Genomic DNA, 18,197 nt, shown 5'->3' with positions numbered 1-18,197 from the left:
AATCAGTAATTTGTTTATATTGGAGGTAAAACTTTTAATATGCCATGTAAGACTTGTTGGTGACTTTTATTCATTGCATCTACTTGAATACTTACAATATTATTTTCGTAGTCAATGTGCTGGACTTCTAGCAGAAATTCGATTGTTTCATAATGATATACCGGTTCTAAGTATATAATATTTTGCTCGCGAATATGCGAACCTGGACCGGGTAAATGCTTAGAAATGGCACTTGTCACGATTCCATTCAACATAATCGTTGGGACAATTGGCTTTTTAAAAAATGTATCTTTTGCATATTCATGCTGAATATATAATGGATTATTATCATTTGTTAACCCTAAATATATAAGCAAGTCTTTATCTTCAATTGTTTCAACTAAGTGAATCCTTTCACCAACAGCAATTTCATCAATTTTCTTGCCAATCTTGGTTCTTGCCCCGTTTAGCAAATCGAAAAATTCCCCCTAATTGGTTACTTTAGTAACATAGTATCAGTTTTTTCAGAAAATAGCCACAATAAAAGGACACAAATTAAGATAAGGCTTTCATAACATTTCTTACAGATTCAGCGGATTTTTGTAATGCTTCTTTCTCTTCTTCCGTTAATTCTAACTCGAAAATTTTCTCCACACCATTAGCTCCAATCAAAGTTGGTACGCCTAAATAAATATCTTCAAAACCATATTCCCCTTCTAAATAAGCAATTGTTGGCAATATACGACGCTGATCTTTTATAATCGCTTCTGCCATTTCCACTAATGCAGCTGAAGGGGCATAATATGCCGAACCATTTCCTAATAAGTTGACAATTTCTCCTCCACCCACTCGAGTTCGTTGAACAATTTCTTCAAGTCGTTGTTTTGAAATCAACGTTTCAATAGGGATTCCACCTACGTAAGAATAACGAGTGAGCGGCACCATTGTATCTCCATGTCCTCCTAAAACAAAACCAGTGACATCTTTTACAGATACATTTAATTCCTCTGCCACAAAAGCACGGAATCGTGCTGTATCTAATATGCCAGATTGTCCCATAACTTTATTTTTCGGAAGACCGGATTCTTTATATGCTACATACGTCATAGCGTCAACTGGGTTCGTTAATACAATAATTGTTGGATCTGAAGAATACTTCATGATTTCTTTTGTTACCGATTTTACGACTTTTTGATTGATTTGTACTAAATCATCACGGCTCATTCCAGGTTTTCGTGCTACGCCTGCAGTGATGATGACTAAATCTGAATTAGCTGTTTTCTCGTAATTTGATGTCCCGATAACATAAGAGTCAAAACCTTGAATCGGTGCTGCTTCCCACATATCCAACGCTTTTCCTTTTGTTGGATTTTCTGCTTCGGGAATATCGACTAATACAACATCTCCCAATTCTTTTTGTGCCAATAAAAAAGCTGTCGTAGCACCAGTAAATCCTGCTCCAATCACAGAAATCTTTTTTCTTTTTAAAGTCATGGATTACACCTCTTTCACAAAAATAATAAATAAAAAGGGTCGTCTCAATCTGTTAGTTGAGACGGCCCAATTCAATCCGATTACTCGGTAAGCCTAAATATACAATTCTACAAAAGATATATTATTCCTTCTAGAAACTTATAATTAATTCATCTGCGAATTGAGAGCATTTAACTTCTGTCGCACCATCCATTAGACGTGCAAAGTCATAAGTAACAACTTTTGAAGCAATTGTTTTTTCAATTGATTTGATAATTAAATCTGCTGCTTCTTTCCAACCAAGGTGTTCAAACATTAACACACCAGAAAGAATTACAGATGAAGGGTTCACTTTGTCTAATCCAGCGTATTTTGGAGCAGTTCCGTGAGTAGCTTCAAAGATTGCGTGACCAGTTACATAGTTGATGTTTGCACCTGGAGCGATACCGATACCACCAACTTGTGCAGCTAATGCGTCAGAAATGTAGTCACCATTTAAGTTCATTGTAGCTACTACATCAAACTCTTTCGGACGAGTTAATACTTGTTGTAAGAAGATGTCAGCAATTGTATCTTTTACGATAATTTTACCAGCTGCTTCTGCTTCAGCTTGAGCTTCGTTTGCAGCTTCAACGCCTTTTTCAGCTTTAATGCGATCGTATTGATCCCAAGTGAATACTTTATCACCGAATTCACGTTCAGCTAATTCATAACCCCATTTTTTGAAGCCGCCTTCAGTGAATTTCATGATGTTACCTTTATGAACTAAAGTTACTGATTTGCGTCCTTCGCGAATAGCGTATTCAATAGCAGCACGAACTAGGCGCTCAGTACCTTCGATAGAGATTGGCTTAATACCAATTGCAGAACTTTCAGGGAAGCGGATTTTATTTACGCCAAATTCTTCTTGTAAGATGCTAATTAATTTTTTTGCATTCTCTGATTGAGCTTCGTATTCAATACCAGCATAAATATCTTCTGTGTTTTCACGGAAGATTACCATATCAACATGTTCAGGATGTTTTACAGGAGATGGAACACCTTCGAAGTAACGAACAGGACGTAAGCACACATATAAGTCAAGTTGTTGACGTAATGCTACGTTTAATGAACGAATTCCTCCGCCTACAGGAGTTGTAAGAGGACCTTTGATTGCAATTAAGTATTCGCTAATTTTATCTAAAGTTTCTTGTGGTAACCACTCACCAGTTTGATTGAATGCTTTCTCACCAGCAAGAACTTCCAACCATTGGATTTTTCTTTCGCCATTGTATGCTTTTTCAACAGCTGCATCAAATACACGTTGAGCTGCTGCCCAAATATCTGGTCCAGTACCATCTCCTTCAATGAAAGGAATAACAGGGTTGTTAGGTACTACTAATTTACCGTTTTCTACTGTAATTTTACCGTTAGTCATGTATGTTGCCTCCTATATTCATGAGTCTAGGACTGTGTCGTTTAACACAGTCCTAGTGTATTTTAGCATATTTTCTAAAAATTTTCTTATTAGATTAGAATAAAAAATTATCTTTCATCGATTGGAACGTATTGTTGACGTTGTGGTCCAACATATTCAGCACGAGGACGAATTAAGCGGTTATTTGCATATTGTTCAAGAATGTGAGCAAGCCATCCAGATGTACGAGATACTGCAAAGATTGGTGTGAATAGGTCATGCTCAATGTCTAGTGAGTCATACACTGATGCAGAGAAGAAGTCAACATTTGCTGGAAGACCTTTTTGTCCAACTACGATGTCATGAATTTTCACAGACATTTCGTATAATTCTGTTTTTCCTCTTAATGCTGTTAATTTTTCACTCATTACACGTAAATGTTTAGCACGTGGGTCTCCTTTGCGATATACGCGGTGACCAAATCCCATGATTTTTTCTTTGTTATTTAATTTGTTCATAATGTAAGGTTCTACGTTTTCAATTGAACCAATTTCAGTTAACATTTTCATTACTTGTTCGTTAGCTCCACCGTGAAGCGGCCCTTTTAATGCTCCAATTGCAGCTGTAATACCAGAGTAAACGTCAGAAAGTGTAGCGACACATACGCGCGCAGTAAATGTTGAAGCATTTAATTCGTGGTCCGCATGCAGAATTAATGCTTTATCAAATGCTTCTACTTCAATTGGCTCAGGATCTTTACCATGTAACATATATAAGAAGTTTGCTGCATATCCTAATTCAGGTTTTGGAGAAACAGGTTCTAAACCTTTACGTACACGAGCAAATGCTGTTACAATTGTCGAAATTTTTGCTTGAAGACGAATTGCTTTGCGATAGTTCGCTTCATCACTCATTACGTCAGCTTCTTCATCATACGCACTTAATAAAGAAACCGCTGTACGTAATGCAGCCATTGGATGAACTTTATCTAGAGGCATTGATTTAAATACATCGATAATTTGTTGAGGAATTTCAGCATTTTCAGCTAATTGTTTTTTAAGTTCTGCTAATTCTTCTTTATTTGGAAGACGTTGGTGCCATAATAGATAGATTACTTCTTCGAAAGTAGCATTTTCAGCCAAATCATCGATACTATAACCTACATATGTAAGTGTATCGTCGATTATTGAACTGATTTTTGATTCAGCTGCAATAATACCCTCTAAACCGCGTGTTGCTGTCATATAAAATCGCTCCCTCTCTTTAAATTTTAAAAAAATGTAAGTACTTATTGTAAGTGCTTTCTTTTTCTTCTATGACACTTACGATCGTTTCGCTCATAATGAACCTATTATTAAATCGCTTACATGGTTAATTATAATAAATTTTGACGGCTTTGTGAATAATTTTTCAAAAATAAAGAAAAAATCGTATTTTTAATAAAATCACCACTTAAACGAGAATAATTCCACGTTAACGAGATTATAATTACTTGGACTAGGGGTGATAAATTTGCAATTGAATAAATTTTCAACCTATTCGAATAAAAATGTAATTCAGTTGCTCGTGCTGATTTTATATTTTATTTTCCTTTGGCTCGTATTACCCATTTCATTAGCAATATTTTTTGCATATATGTTATATCCAATTATTCACTTTTGCCATCAGCGACTGAAACTACCATATATCATAAGTGCCATCATTATATCTTTATTAATCTTCCTATCAATTTATTCCTTCTTTTATATCACCATTCAAAGTATTATTGCCATTTATCCAGAAATAAAAATACAAGTAGATAATCTTCAATTATTTGATTCCGAATATTTAGTGGTATTAGAAAACATATTTAATGAGTCTTTATCGTATATCGATACTGCTATTATGAGTTTGGCTAGTTATTTGCAAGACTTTTTTCAATACATTTTTGAGCTCTTTATTTTTCTAGTGGCTTTCTTCTTTGCCTTGTTTGAATCAAGAAGAAATCGATACTGGTTTTTTATCTATGTGCCTAAACCATATCGTAAAGAATGGAAACAATATTTCTCCAAGGCGATGAACTTATTTAGCTATTTCTTATATGTAGAATTTCAGTTGTTCATTATTACCTTTTTCCTTCTTAGTATTGGACTGGCATTACTAAAATTTGAAAATCCAATAAACAAAGCCTTTCTAATCTCTTTTGCAGATGTATTGCCATTTTTCGGAATTGGGTTATTTCTCATTCCTATCGCCATATACTTTTTTGCAATTGGAGATAAGTTCGTAAGTTTAGCATTGGTTTTGCTTTATGTATTTATACAAATAACAAGGCAGCTAACTGAATCATTATTATGGGCATCCACTTTCCAATTGCGAACAGTCCACACATTTTTAATCAGCGCTGCCTCTATATTGTTGTTTGGGGTTTATGGTATATTGCTGAGTCCATTTATATTATTGATAGCTGTGAAAGTCAAACAAAAATCTATCGCTGGATAATAATCATCTCACTGTTTTTCATTTTTTTACGAATCCATTCTAAGATCATCGGTTTATAGAGACGTCTTGTCCATGGAAGAACCAAAGTAAAAGCAATTATATCCGTGAGAAATCCTGGTAATAAAAATAATACTCCTCCTAAAAATACGAGAAATGCATCGATCACCGCTTGTCCTGGGGGTTCTCCCCGTCGAATGCTATTCTGAATATTTTGTACGGATTCCAATCCTTGCTTTTTTGTTAACATCGCTCCAAATAAACTTGCTAATACAATTAATAACAATGTACTTAAGATGCCTAACCAATTACCGACGACAATGAAAATTGCAATCTCTATAAGAACAAACGCAATACATATGGAAAATAACTTTTTCAAATAATACCCTCCATTAGAGTAATTTTTTGACTACCATATATACGAAATTGCTAGGCTAAAAGTTTCAATTACAATAATATCGTAACAATAAATTGGGCTGTTAAAAAGTTTTCTACTTTTTAGACAGCCCAATTATGCTAATGCTTACAATACGCTTGCGTGACCTTTATAGATAACACCAGTTTCAGCATCCATTGTAATCTCTTGTCCATGTCGAATGATTGATGTTGCTTCTTTCACACCAACAATGACAGGGATGCCTAAGCTTAGACCAACGACAGCGGCATGGCTTGTTAAGCCACCTTCTTCAGTAATAATGCCCGCACATTTTTCAATTACCGACATCATTTCCCGATCGGTTCCAACCGTTACAAGGATACAACCTTCCGTATCATAAGCTTGTGCTTCTTCAGCATTTTTCACAACGATCGCTTTTCCAACGACAGATTGTTTACCAATTCCTTGTCCACGAGCTAATAAATCACCTATCACATGGACTTTCATTAAGTTCGTTGTTCCTGATTCTCCTACCGGCACTCCCGCAGTAATCACAACAATATCACCGTGATTTACATAACCATATTTCAACGCTTCATCCACAGCTAATTCTAAAATTTCATCCGTTGTCGTTACTTTATGTGTGACAATCGGATTAACGCCCCACACAAGCGTCAATTTTTGAGCAGTTGAAGGAGAATCTGTAATGGCGATAATCGGCACACCTGGACGGTATTTAGCAATCAATTTTGCTGTAACTCCGCTCGCAGTTGGTGCAAGCACCGCTTTAACACCTAAGTTAATTGAAGTGTATGAAACTGCTTGGGAAATGGCTTCGGTCATGGTTGTCTCTTTTTCACGACTTCTTGTTTGTACTATCGAACGATAATCCAGCGAGTTTTCTGTAAATACTGCAATTCTGTTCATCGTTTTCACAGATTCAACTGGATACTGACCAGCGGCTGTTTCTCCTGAAAGCATAATGGCATCTGTTCCATCAATGATTGCATTTGCCACGTCGCTTGCTTCCGCACGAGTCGGACGCGGATTTCGCTGCATAGAGTCTAACATTTGTGTAGCCGTGATGACAGGTTTTCCTACTTGATTGCACTTTTTAATTAATGCTTTTTGAACGAGCGGCACTTCTTCAGCAGGAATTTCCACTCCTAAATCTCCGCGAGCAACCATTAATCCATCAGAAACTTCAATAATTTCATCAATGTTATCTACGCCTTCTCGGTTTTCAATTTTAGGAATGATTTGAATGTGTCCGCCACCATTTTGTTCAAGCAATTCGCGTATTTCCAGCACATCTTTTGCTGTTCGCACGAAGGAAGCAGCGATAAAATCGACTCCTTGTTCAATTCCAAATAATATATCTTTCGCATCTTTCTCTGTAATGCCAGGTAGTTTTATTGAAACTCCAGGGACGTTCACACCTTTTTTATCTTTCAGCACTCCGGCATTTTCAACAATCGTATGAATTAATCCTTTATCGTAATCTTTCGCTAATACGCGCAATGCAATTAATCCGTCATCCAACAATATTGTATCGTTTTGATTTACATCATAAATTAATTTGTCATACGTAACGGAAAAACATGTTTCGTCTCCAAGAACTTCTGTCATTGAAATATCGATGACTTGTCCTGTTTTTAAGTGAACTTCCCCGTTTTTCATTGAATGTGTTCGAATTTCTGGACCTTTTGTATCAAGCAAAATTCCGACAATTTTATTTAATCGATTAGCTACATCTCGGATTGTTGCGATACGCATAGCATGTTCTTCATGTGTACCATGCGAAAAGTTAAGTCTCGCAACATTCATTCCGGCTTTAATAAGTTCTTCAAGAACTTCTGGAGATTCGCTTGCGGGTCCTATAGTACATACAATTTTTGTTTTTCTCATATACATTCTCTCCATTTTCTAGATTAAATTGAAAGTTCTTTTGATAAAGTATATAGACTAGTATCTGCTTTATGTTTTGCTGTAAAAATCTCCCGTAAATCATAATCGTAAACTTGATGATTTTTTATACCAACTGCACGACTAGTTTTCCCTTCCAACAATAATTCGACTGCTCGAGCACCTAGACGACTAGCCAATACCCGGTCAAATGCTGACGGCGATCCTCCCCGTTGAATATGCCCTAACACGGTAATCCTCGTTTCGATTCCAGCTTTTTCTTTTAGCATGTTTGCAAGTTTTGAGGCTGGCATAACTCCTTCTGCAACGATAATGATGCTATGTTTTTTATTTCGCGCTTCTCCACGCTTCATACGCGTAATAATATCATCTAAATCATACGGCTCCTCTGGTATAATAACAGATTCTGCACCGGCTGCAAGTCCCGACCATAAAGCAATGTCACCAGCATCTCTACCCATCACTTCTATAATAAAGGTATTTTCATGACTTGTTGCAGTATCACGAATTTTATCAATTGCACTGACAACAGTATTGAGTGCCGTATCAAAACCAATTGTAAATTCTGTACCAGCAATATCATTATCAATCGTTGCAGGAACACCAATACATGCTAATCCTAATTTCGTTAGCTCATAAGCTCCACGGAAAGAACCGTCGCCTCCAATTACTACTAAGCCTTCAATTCCAGCTTCTTTCATTTTTTCAATACCTTGCAGTTGATATTTCTTTTCTCTAAATTCTGGGCAACGGGATGAAAACAGCTTCGTTCCTCCTCGTTGAATAATCCCACCTACAGATCCTAAATCTAATAACTCCATTTTACCTTTTATAAAGCCTTCGTATCCATGGTATATTCCAAAGACTTCAACCCCATGATAATTGGCTTTTCGAACAACTGCACGAATTGCTGCATTCATGCCAGGTGAGTCACCGCCGCTCGTTAAAACACCTATTCTTTTCACCCTACTCCCTCCATTCAAATGCTCATAATGTTAACAATAACATAAAAAATTTCTATTGAAACTAGAAACTTTCATGTATTCCATTACTGATCATCGATAATAAACTGTTCATGTAAATGGAAAATGACAAAATCCTCACTATTGGATTTTGTCATTAGAAGGGTGGAAAGTCTAGTAATTTTATTGAACAATTTCTTCAATAAAATCTCCCATTTTACGGAATTTATCGTAGCGGTCTTGAATAATTTCCTCTTCCGACAATGCAGTTAATTGATCAAGCCCTTTTTTCAAATATTCCTTTAAGATTTTCGCTTGTGATACTGGGTCACGATGTGCTCCTCCTGGAACTTCAGGAATGATATCATCAATAATTCCCATTTCTTTTAAATCTTGAGCTGTAATTTTCATTGCCTCTGCTGCTTGTTTTGCAAGGCTAGCATCCTTCCATAAAATTGAAGCAGCACCTTCTGGAGAAATAACGGAGTATGTGGAATTTTCCAACATATAGATGCGGTTCGTTACTCCTAATGCCAATGCACCGCCGCTACCACCTTCTCCAATTACTACACTAATGACAGGCACTTTTAAACCAGCCATTTCAAACAGATTTTTGGCGATTGCCTCACTTTGTCCGCGCTCTTCTGCCGCTTTTCCTGGATAAGCGCCCTTTGTATCAATAAAACAAATAATAGGGCGTCTGAATTTCTCCGCCTGCTTCATTAAACGCAACGCTTTTCGATAACCTTCCGGATGGGGCATCCCGAAATTTCGTCGAATATTTTCCTTTGTTGCTTTACCTCGTTGATGACCGATTACAGTAATCGGCTGTCCATCAAAAAAGGCAATTCCTCCAACAATCGCTTCATCATCAGCATAATAGCGATCACCATGGAGTTCAATAAAATCTGTAAAAATTTCTTTTATATAATCGAGAGTTGTTGGACGTTCAGGGTTTCGCGCTACTTGTACACGATTCCACGGTTCCATGTTCGAATAAATTTTAATTTCCAATTGGCGCAATCGTTCTTCCAATGTTTTAATTTCATCGGACATATCTACATCCGCATTCTTTGCCAGTTCCCTTAACTCATCAATTTTTTCTTTCAGTTTAATAATAGGTTCTTCAAATGACATCGGTTTAGACATGAGTTACTCCTCCTTTGCGGTGCAATTTCACGATTGTTGCCACCTTATCACGCATCTCTTTTCGATGGAAAATAGCATCTAATTGACCATGTGCAAGTAAGAACTCTGCTGTTTGGAAGTCATCAGGCAACTTCTCACGCACCGTTTGCTCGATTACCCTTCTCCCAGCAAACCCAATAAGCGCTTTTGGCTCAGCAATATTGAGATCTCCTAGTGAGGCGAAGCTTGCCGATACTCCACCAGTAGTTGGATCAGTCATGATGGATAAGAAAAGCAAACCTTCGTCACTGTGACGTTTTAAAGCAACGCTCGTTTTGGCCATTTGCATTAAGGAAATAACTCCCTCTTGCATTCGTGCACCGCCGCTCGCAGTAAAGATAATGAATGGCACTTGCATTTCCGTAGCTTTTTCGATTGCACGGGTAATTTTTTCGCCAACAACAGATCCCATTGATCCCATGCGGAAATGAGAGTCCATCACAGCAACAACGACCTCTTCCCCTTTTAACGTCCCGCTTCCTGTTAAAACCGCTTCGGATAATCCTGTTTTCTTCATATCCGCTTCTACTTTTTCTATATATGATGGGAAGTTAAGAGGGTTTGTCGTGCGTAAGTGTTCATCAAACGGCGTAAATGATTCAACATCTAAAAAGGAGTCGATCCGTTCCCAAGCAGTCATTTTAAAATGATGGTCGCAATTTGGACAAACTTTTAAATTCGTTTCAATTTCTTTTGTTAAAAAGATTTTTCGGCATGATGGGCATTTCGTCATTAAATCTGCTGGAAATGAGCTTTCATTTTTAGAGTTTACAATAACCCCTTTTGTTTTTTTCCGATTTAAATTTAGCAAACTTTTTATTGCCACGATTTTTCCCCCTACTATATTTATTCTTCATGCGATTTTAAAAAATCTAACCATTCAGTATATGCCTCAAGAGCTTCTTTTTCATAACCAAGCTGCAAAGATTTTAATAGCCTTTGTAATATTGGCTTTTCTTCTTCCGTCGTCATTTTTTTTAACGCATTGGCACTATAAGCCACAAGTTGAATCCATATTCTAAGAGCTAAACGATTTTCTGATGCAATGAGAAGTTCACGTAAAATATGATCTCGAATTACTTCTGTTTCCAATTCAATTTTTAAAAATAAACTTTCCCAAACAGGAAGTTGTCTTAATCGTTTATCGGAACAAATAATTCGTATCGCTTCTCTTTCATGAATTTCCCGTGTTTTATGAACATCGCGTATTGATTGATTTTCTTGCAATATAAAAGTAGCTAGTAATTCAACTAATCGATATTGTTGAGAGGAAGCTAAAAAAGTACCACCGCCATGGCGGGTCTCAATAATTCCTAGCAATTCTAAACTTCGTAACGCTTCTCTTACCGAAGATCTACCAACGCCTAACTTTTCTGATAAAACTCTTTCCGAGGGGAGCTTATCACCAGGTTGAAGTTTATCAGCGATAATAATGTCTTTTAATTTACTAACAATTTCTAAAAAGACTTTTTTATTTTCTTGTTTCGTGTCCATGTTCACCTCAAAACGTTTTAACAACCCCTTATACCGATCGTTTACTAAAATACAGTAATCCCCAACATTATCATTTAAATCCTCACATAAAGTGGTCAGACCACTTTTGTACAGTTTACAAAATGTTTTCTACTTTGTAAAGAAAAAACTGTGCAAAATCGCACAGTTTTTGTAAATTCAAACAAAAATATCTCGCTATTGAACATTTCTTATCATTTTCACTTTTATTTGAGGCTGGTTGTAGCGATATTCTACATTACCTTCTAAATAGATTAGCACCTCTTCTTTTATCCATCCTAGGCATTCATTATATTGTTTCGGAAACAGAGTTGCTGAAACCGATCCATATTCATCTTGAATTTGAACAAACGCCATCAGTTCACCTTTTTTTGTGCGTATTTGACGAATGGACTCTACTATTCCTACAAGTTTTACTAAGGCGTTTTGCGGAAGACCATTCAACAGAAAACTATTTGTATTCACATGTAGTTTGTGGCGGATGTTTGTAACCGGATGTTCCGATAAATAAAATCCTATGACTTCCTTCTCGAATTCCAGTTTCATTTTATTTGGAATCGGCGCTGCTTCCATATATTTCGGTTTTCCAAATAGCGAGGTTTGTGAAGTAAATAAATCTTCTTCCTCTGTCGGCCGAACTATTTTTGCATGTTTTTCTGCTGCTTCAATCGTTGCAAGAAGCGTCGCTCGATCCTTTCCAAAATCGTCTAACGCACCTGCTTTAATCAATGGCTCTATCCATTTACGGGCGAAATAGTTACCGCTTAAGGAAACAGCCAAATCGAATATATCATGAAAATTACCTTGTTCTTTTCGAGCAGAAATTAATTTTTGTAAAAACGTTTGAGAAACGCCCTTGATTGCTGATAAGCTGTAGCGAATATTTCCATTTTCAACTGAAAATACCCGATTGCTTTGATGAAGGGAAGGCCGTAGTATCGATATACCTTTGCTTCTCGCTTCCATTATTAACGAGAATAATTTTTCTTGATTTCCTGTGGCAAAGGTCATCATGACAGCATAAAATTCCGCTGGATAATTTGCTTTCAAATAGGCCATCTGATAAGAAATCATGCTATATGCAACCGCGTGGCTTTTCGCAAAACCGTAATCTGCAAATCGCACAATTTGTTGATATACCGATTCTGCCACCTCTTTGCTATATCCTTTATGGATTGCGCCGTTGACAAAGGCTATCCTTTGCTCTTCCAATACCTCACGTTTTTTCTTGCTTACCGCTCTTCTCAATAAATCAGCCTGTCCTAGTGAGAATCCTGCTAGAATGTTGGCAATTTGCATAATCTGTTCTTGATATACTATGATGCCATACGTTTCTTTTAAAATTGGCTCTAAATCAGGGTGTGGCATCTCAACGGACTGTACCCCTTTTTTCCTGGCTGCATAAATCGGAATAAACTGCATTGGTCCAGGTCTATACAGAGCATTTACTGCAACAATATCGGAAAATTGTGTAGGTACAATTTCCCTCAAAGCACTCTTCATTCCCTCCGACTCCAGCTGGAATATGCCTGCTGTATCTCCTTTTTGCAACAATTCAAAGGTTTTATGATCATCCAATGGGATTTCATTTAAATCAATTTTCTCATTTCGAGCATAGTAAATCATTTTTTGAATTTGCTCAATCATTGTTAAGTTTCGTAAACCTAAAAAGTCCATTTTTAATAGACCTACTTGCTCCACTTCTTGCATAGGCCATTGTGTAATAAAAATCCCATCATGTCCCTTTTCAATCGGAACGACCTCAACTAAAGGAACTGGACTTAACACGACACCGGCTGCGTGAGTGGAAGCATTTCTAGGTAATCCCTCTAATTTTAACGCCGTTTCAAACCAACGTTTTCGAATAGACTCCTCTTCAATCCATCTTCTTAAAGGTTCACTTGTATGGTATGCTTCTTTTAATGTAATCCCTAATTTATTTGGAATGAGACGAGAAATCATTTCAAGGGTGTCAGATTCAAAGTTGAACATTCTCGCTACATCCCTAGCGACAGCCTTTGCCGATAGACTGCCAAAGGTGATAATTTGCGCTACATGCTTCTCCCCATATTTTTTTGCCACATACTGAATTACTTCCTGTCTTCTCGTATCGACAAAGTCAATATCGATATCAGGCATCGTTACTCGCTCAGGATTTAAAAATCGCTCAAATAATAATCCGTAACGAATCGGGTCGACTTGGGTAATGTATAAGCAATAAGCCACAAGTGAACCAGCTGAGGAGCCTCTCCCTGGTCCAGTTAAAATTTGCTGCCCGCGAGCAAAATTCATAAAATCTGCAACAATTAAGAAATAATCAGCAAAACCCATGGAACAAATAATTTCTAACTCATGATTTAATCGATGGATATAGATTTCATTTGGTGCATTCGTTTTTAACCGCTCTTTTAATCCCTTCAACGCTAACATTCTCAATACTTGTTCCGCACTTTGTCCTTGTTGTAAAGGAAATTTTGGCAGTATATGGCCTTTTTGAGCGATGTCTACTTGGCAACTCAAAAGCATATTTCTGCTCTCTTGCAGCCACTCTTCACGGTCATTAAACCAGTGGAGCCAATCATGTTTAGTAGGAGTATAATGTCGTTTGTAATTTTCATTGATTTGTACTTGTTCGCTTAATTTAACGCCCATTTCAATACTTCTTGCAACTCTATAACTAAAGGCATCTTCTCGATTTAAATATAGACATTCATGAATCGCCATGATAGGAATTTGCAATTTTTCACTCAGGTGAATGACTTCATTTTCAAAAGGAGACTTTTCTCCTTCAAGCCTTGAAATACCTAACCATATTCGCCCTTTGAATAACTTTTGCAACAGTTCGATGGAAGAGGGATGCTCTACCCATTTGGCATCATCACTTATAATTGGAATTACGACGGCAATACCGTTAGAGTATCCTTTTAGCCACTGAATTGGCAATAACTCATCATCTCTAATGGCAATGCTGCTAGATATCTTCAGTAGGTTTTTATATCCATCGTTGTTTTGTGCGTATATTAGAAGGGGAAGAACGATGTGATCAAACTGCACTCGAGCAGTAAGACCTATAACCGGATGAATACCTGCATTTTTTAATCCATGGTAAAAAGGCAAAAGCCCGTACAATTTTGTATTGACGATTGCACAAGCTTCTGCCTTTTGTTCAATTAAAAAAGGGATGAGTTCTTCCATACGAATCGTACTCTTTAATAAATCTGCACTTGTTCGTACTTGTGGATAAATGGACAATCTGCATCCCTCCTGTATTTATTGATATTCTTTACAAAGTTGTTTTAAATCTGCAATTACTTGGTCTACTTCTTCCCATGAATAAGCAGTTGCGCCAGAAGCTAGAGGATGTCCACCTCCATGGTATTTTTTGGCGAGTTCATTGACAATTGGACCTTTTGAACGCAGTCGCACTCGAATCTCATGAGGTTCTTCAACAAAGAACGCCCATGCCCGAACACCTTTAATATTACTTAGTGACCCTACTAAAGAAGAAGTTTCGGAAGTAGTGACTTTGTATTCTTCAAGTAGTTCTTTTGGTAGTTTAATATATGCAGCGCCATTTTCGTCCATAGTAAAGTTTTGATATACATATCCTTGCAATTTTAATAGGTTTGGATCCATTTCATACATGCCATTAAAGATTTCGTTGCGATTGAACTGATAATTAACTAATTGCCCTGCAACTTCAAAGGTTTTAGTAGTTGTGCTAGGATATAAAAATCTCCCTGTATCTCCCACAATGCCTGCAAAAAGAAATTTCGCACATTCTTCAGACATTTTCCATCCTTTGTATTCTCGACCTTCTTCATACAATTCGTAGATTAATTCGCTACAGGAACTGGATTCCGTATCAACCCATACTAAATCTCCGTATGCATCATCGTTGGGATGGTGATCGATTTTTACGAGAAAATTTCCATTAGAATATCGATCATCATCAATTCTCTCAGTATTTGCAGTATCCGTTACGATGACAAGAGCCCCTTTATATTCTTCATCGGAAACTTCATCAGGATGAGCCAAGTAGGATAATAATTCATCATGCGTACCAACTGCATACACTTTTTTATTGGGATAATTATCTTTAATTAATGTTTTTAAACCGAATTGTGAACCGTATGCATCAGGATCCGGACGGATATGTCGATGAATAATAACTGTATCATATTGTTCAATAGTATCAATAATTCGTCGCTTCAAATTGGTACCCTCCAAAGTTATTGAAAAATTTTTTAATATATTAGCATTTTTATAAAAAAATCGTTACAATAATTTTAGTTTGTTTAGGAGGTTCTGAAAATGTTAAATGCGTTATTTGTAACTTTCATCATCGTTTCATTTGCCGCCTATTTTTACTATAAAACGAAACAATTTCGTACTTCATTGCCGATACAAAAAAAATGGTATAAAGCGAAAGCCGGTGTTGCTTTAGGTCTTTTCGTTATATTTTTTGGTTTAAATACCTTTATTATTCAAGATACATTATTAGGTAATATAGTTGGTGTTGTTTTCGTTGTTGTCGGACTAATGGAATCTTATCACAGTTATAAACGTGCAAAACATGAAGGAAAATTTGTTCAACAAGAATATGAATTAAATAAGCAATAATCGATTTATGAAAAAGTTGTCCAATTTCTTTTGGACAACCTTTTTCATTTACTAACGATCTAACAGCTGGAAAGTAGCCATCGCTTTTCCAACAAGCGCTTCTTCGTGATAAACATCAAAATCCATTTTTACGAATTTTCTACTCATATCTAATATATGTGGAACAACTTTTAACACATTATCCATTTGAATTGGTTTAATATAATAGGTTGCAATGTTTTCTACTACCGCATCTCCACGTTTTCGTCTTTTTAGTGCAATTAATCCAACTTCCGTCAACAATGTTGTAAAGGCACCATAAGATATCGCACCATACTGGTTTGTCATTTGAGGCGTTACTGTAAATTCAACTATTACTTCTTCCTCACCAAGTACTTTCATTTCACTTTTTACGATGTCATCAATCGTTTCACCATGTTGCGGTTGATGTTGGGACGTTTGCAATGCCTTTAATACATCTTGACGGCTGATTACACCTTGTAAATATCCATCATCATCCACGACAGGAAGTAAATCAATCCCTTCCCAAACCATTCGGTGGCCTGCTGAAGCAACACTTGTTTTCATTGACACGGAAATCGGTTGTTTTGTCATTACCTTATCAATTAATTCATTTTCATCTTTCCCAATCACGTCTTTAGCAGTGACAATCCCCACTAATTTATTATTTTTTGAAACAACCGGGAATGCTCCGTGCGTTGTGTGGGCATTTAATGCATGAAAATCAGCAACCGATTGTCCGACATTTAATTTTGCTGTATCTTCCAAACGTACATAAATATCTTCTATTAGCAAAATATCTTTTTTAATGAGTTGGTCATAAATGGCACGGTTAATCATCGTTGCTACTGTAAATGTATCATAACTAGATGAGATGATTGGCAACTCCAGTTCATCCGCGAGTCTTTTATTTTCTTCTGTCGTATCAAATCCACCTGTAATTAATACTGCTGCACCAGTTTTTAAAGCGTTGTGATGAGCTTTAAAACGGTTACCAACAATTAAAAGACTTCCAGGGTCGGTATAGCGCATCATATCTTCTAATTGCATTGCACCGATGACAAATTTATTCAACGTTTTATGCAACCCAGCTTTTCCACCGAGCACTTGTCCATCTACGATATTGACGATTTCCGCGAAAGTTAGACGTTCAATATTTTCCTTCTTTTTCTTTTCAATTCGAATCGTTCCTACGCGTTCAATGGAACTCACCAAACTTCGATTTTCTGCCTCTTTAATTGCTCGATATGCCGTACCTTCGCTTACTTGCATTTCTTTTGCAATTTGTCGGACTGATATTTTTTCGCCAATAGGAAGTGACTCGATATATTGCAATATTTTTTCATGTTTTGTGGACATCGATATCACCTATTTTCATCGTACTTTCTCCTCCCATAGTGTAACATATTTTCAATTATGTATAGAAAAAAATCGAGAAAGTAGTCATGGATATTTTACAATAATCGACAAAATCTCCATAACTCACTTTCTCTATTGCTATTCATTTAAAAAACTTTTTGATTTTATGTTTTATAAGTTTAAGGCAATTCTACTTTTTGCCCTGCTTCTAAAATTTGAACTTTACTATTTTTCACCAACTTCGCAAAGTCATTTGGATCTTGTTTGATGAGTGGGAACGTATTGTAATGAATTGGTACAACCGTTTTAGGTCTTAATAATTCCACTGCATATGCCGCATCTTCAGGGCCCATTGTAAAGTTATCACCAATCGGTAAAAAGGCAACATCAATTTCATTTCGGTCACCAATTAATTTCATATCACCAAATAACGCTGTATCGCCTGCATGATAAATTGTTAAACCTTCCGCGTAGAACAAGATTCCACCAGGGTTTCCTGCATTAACAACTTCTGTTTCAGTTTCATAAGTAGAACCGTGGAAAGCAAGCGTATATTTTACTTTACCAAATGGAAATTCATAAGCTCCTCCAACTCCCATTGGATGGGCATTGACACCTTGTTTTTGTAAATATACTGCCAACTCATTTAGCGCCACTACTTGCGAATTGTTCGCTTTCGCCAGCGCTATCGTATCTCCAACATGGTCATTATGACCGTGTGTCAATAAAATCACATCTGGCTTTTCTTCCTCAACTTTTAAATCAGTTAAAGGGTTTCCTGTAATAAACGGGTCAATTAAAATCGTTGTGCCATTTGTTTTAATTTTTACGACGGAATGACCATGGTAAGAAATTTCCATTATGTTTCCCCCTTTAAATAAATAAAATTTCATCATTTATATTTCTACAAAACCTTCTTTTTTCC

At 36.6% G+C, this 18,197-nt stretch carries 16 protein-coding genes; 2 read left to right on the top strand and 14 right to left on the bottom strand.

Annotation, left to right across the window (positions count from 1 at the left end; all coding sequences use genetic code 11):
* Positions 1-14 precede the first annotated feature (14 nt).
* The 4 genes from NST00_RS08520 to citZ form a co-directional block, all read right to left on the bottom strand.
* The gene (locus tag NST00_RS08520; RefSeq protein WP_096551495.1) at positions 15-452 is read right to left on the bottom strand and encodes a MaoC/PaaZ C-terminal domain-containing protein; all 438 of its coding nucleotides are present in this window, start codon (positions 450-452) and stop codon (positions 15-17) included.
* Positions 453-534: 82 nt separating this feature from the next.
* Positions 535-1,473 (bottom strand): malate dehydrogenase, encoded by a 939-nt coding sequence (gene mdh, locus NST00_RS08515; protein WP_340433231.1) that lies wholly within the window; start codon positions 1,471-1,473, stop codon positions 535-537.
* 130 nt (positions 1,474-1,603) lie between these two features.
* Entirely contained in the window at positions 1,604-2,869 is a 1,266-nt protein-coding gene (gene icd, locus NST00_RS08510) for an NADP-dependent isocitrate dehydrogenase (RefSeq protein ID WP_096551501.1), read from the bottom strand.
* A gap of 107 nt (positions 2,870-2,976) precedes the next feature.
* Entirely contained in the window at positions 2,977-4,092 is a 1,116-nt protein-coding gene (gene citZ / locus NST00_RS08505) for a citrate synthase (protein ID WP_340433226.1), read from the bottom strand.
* A gap of 268 nt (positions 4,093-4,360) precedes the next feature.
* On the opposite strand from citZ, the gene NST00_RS08500 reads away from it, so the two are divergent.
* The gene (locus tag NST00_RS08500) at positions 4,361-5,329 is read left to right on the top strand and encodes an AI-2E family transporter (protein ID WP_016837129.1); all 969 of its coding nucleotides are present in this window, start codon (positions 4,361-4,363) and stop codon (positions 5,327-5,329) included.
* Here NST00_RS08500 and NST00_RS08495 read toward each other — a convergent pair.
* The 8 genes from NST00_RS08495 to NST00_RS08460 form a co-directional block, all read right to left on the bottom strand.
* Positions 5,316-5,705, bottom strand: a complete 390-nt coding sequence (locus tag NST00_RS08495; protein ID WP_016837128.1) for an FxsA family protein — start codon at positions 5,703-5,705, stop codon at positions 5,316-5,318. The two genes, NST00_RS08500 and NST00_RS08495, sit on opposite strands and share 14 nt — an antisense overlap.
* 144 nt (positions 5,706-5,849) lie before the next feature.
* A complete protein-coding gene (pyk, locus tag NST00_RS08490; RefSeq protein ID WP_016837127.1) occupies positions 5,850-7,610 on the bottom strand; it encodes a pyruvate kinase in 1,761 nt (586 codons plus the stop codon).
* Positions 7,611-7,633: 23 nt separating this feature from the next.
* On the bottom strand, positions 7,634-8,593 hold the full coding sequence (pfkA, locus tag NST00_RS08485; protein ID WP_016837126.1) for a 6-phosphofructokinase: 960 nt from the start codon (positions 8,591-8,593) through the stop codon (positions 7,634-7,636).
* 180 nt (positions 8,594-8,773) lie between these two features.
* The gene (gene accA, locus NST00_RS08480) at positions 8,774-9,739 is read right to left on the bottom strand and encodes an acetyl-CoA carboxylase carboxyl transferase subunit alpha (RefSeq protein ID WP_096551508.1); all 966 of its coding nucleotides are present in this window, start codon (positions 9,737-9,739) and stop codon (positions 8,774-8,776) included.
* Positions 9,732-10,604: an acetyl-CoA carboxylase, carboxyltransferase subunit beta gene (gene accD, locus NST00_RS08475; protein ID WP_016837124.1), complete on the bottom strand. Its 873-nt coding sequence runs from the start codon at positions 10,602-10,604 to the stop codon at positions 9,732-9,734. Before accD ends, accA begins: the two co-directional genes overlap by 8 nt.
* Positions 10,605-10,624: 20 nt before the next feature.
* A complete protein-coding gene (locus NST00_RS08470) occupies positions 10,625-11,272 on the bottom strand; it encodes a FadR/GntR family transcriptional regulator (RefSeq protein ID WP_016837123.1) in 648 nt (215 codons plus the stop codon).
* 195 nt (positions 11,273-11,467) lie between these two features.
* Entirely contained in the window at positions 11,468-14,542 is a 3,075-nt protein-coding gene (gene dnaE / locus NST00_RS08465; RefSeq protein ID WP_168411915.1) for a DNA polymerase III subunit alpha, read from the bottom strand.
* Positions 14,543-14,560: 18 nt separating this feature from the next.
* Positions 14,561-15,505: a DHH family phosphoesterase gene (locus tag NST00_RS08460; protein ID WP_016837121.1), complete on the bottom strand. Its 945-nt coding sequence runs from the start codon at positions 15,503-15,505 to the stop codon at positions 14,561-14,563.
* A 99-nt stretch (positions 15,506-15,604) separates the two neighbouring features.
* On the opposite strand from NST00_RS08460, the gene NST00_RS08455 reads away from it, so the two are divergent.
* Positions 15,605-15,913, top strand: a complete 309-nt coding sequence (locus NST00_RS08455) for a YtpI family protein (protein WP_016837120.1) — start codon at positions 15,605-15,607, stop codon at positions 15,911-15,913.
* Positions 15,914-15,964: 51 nt separating this feature from the next.
* Here the strand turns inward: NST00_RS08455 and NST00_RS08450 are convergent, their stop codons facing one another.
* Both NST00_RS08450 and NST00_RS08445 read right to left on the bottom strand, forming a co-directional pair.
* Positions 15,965-17,272 (bottom strand): DRTGG domain-containing protein, encoded by a 1,308-nt coding sequence (locus tag NST00_RS08450; protein ID WP_016837119.1) that lies wholly within the window; start codon positions 17,270-17,272, stop codon positions 15,965-15,967.
* Between the two features lie 179 nt (positions 17,273-17,451).
* Positions 17,452-18,132, bottom strand: a complete 681-nt coding sequence (locus tag NST00_RS08445; RefSeq protein ID WP_016837118.1) for a metal-dependent hydrolase — start codon at positions 18,130-18,132, stop codon at positions 17,452-17,454.
* Positions 18,133-18,197: the final 65 nt, after the last annotated feature.

This window comes from Ureibacillus sp. FSL K6-0165, from assembly GCF_038004285.1.
GTDB classification, from domain to species: domain Bacteria; phylum Bacillota; class Bacilli; order Bacillales_A; family Planococcaceae; genus Ureibacillus; species Ureibacillus thermosphaericus.
Note: the sequence above shows the minus strand (reverse complement) of the source record. Positions and strands in the feature narration are given on the sequence as shown.

What these genes read in the sequence shown, in the direction of transcription:
- mdh (WP_340433231.1), bottom strand. Translation starts at nt 1,473, where the DNA reads ATGACTTTAAAAAGAAAAAAGATTTCTGTGATTGGAGCAGGATTTACT.
- icd (WP_096551501.1), bottom strand. Translation starts at nt 2,869, where the DNA reads ATGACTAACGGTAAAATTACAGTAGAAAACGGTAAATTAGTAGTACCT.
- citZ (WP_340433226.1), bottom strand. Translation starts at nt 4,092, where the DNA reads ATGACAGCAACACGCGGTTTAGAGGGTATTATTGCAGCTGAATCAAAA.
- pyk (WP_016837127.1), bottom strand. Translation starts at nt 7,610, where the DNA reads ATGAGAAAAACAAAAATTGTATGTACTATAGGACCCGCAAGCGAATCT.
- accA (WP_096551508.1), bottom strand. Translation starts at nt 9,739, where the DNA reads ATGTCTAAACCGATGTCATTTGAAGAACCTATTATTAAACTGAAAGAA.
- NST00_RS08470 (WP_016837123.1), bottom strand. Translation starts at nt 11,272, where the DNA reads ATGGACACGAAACAAGAAAATAAAAAAGTCTTTTTAGAAATTGTTAGT.
- NST00_RS08455 (WP_016837120.1), top strand. Translation starts at nt 15,605, where the DNA reads ATGTTAAATGCGTTATTTGTAACTTTCATCATCGTTTCATTTGCCGCC.
- NST00_RS08450 (WP_016837119.1), bottom strand. Translation starts at nt 17,272, where the DNA reads ATGTCCACAAAACATGAAAAAATATTGCAATATATCGAGTCACTTCCT.
- NST00_RS08445 (WP_016837118.1), bottom strand. Translation starts at nt 18,132, where the DNA reads ATGGAAATTTCTTACCATGGTCATTCCGTCGTAAAAATTAAAACAAAT.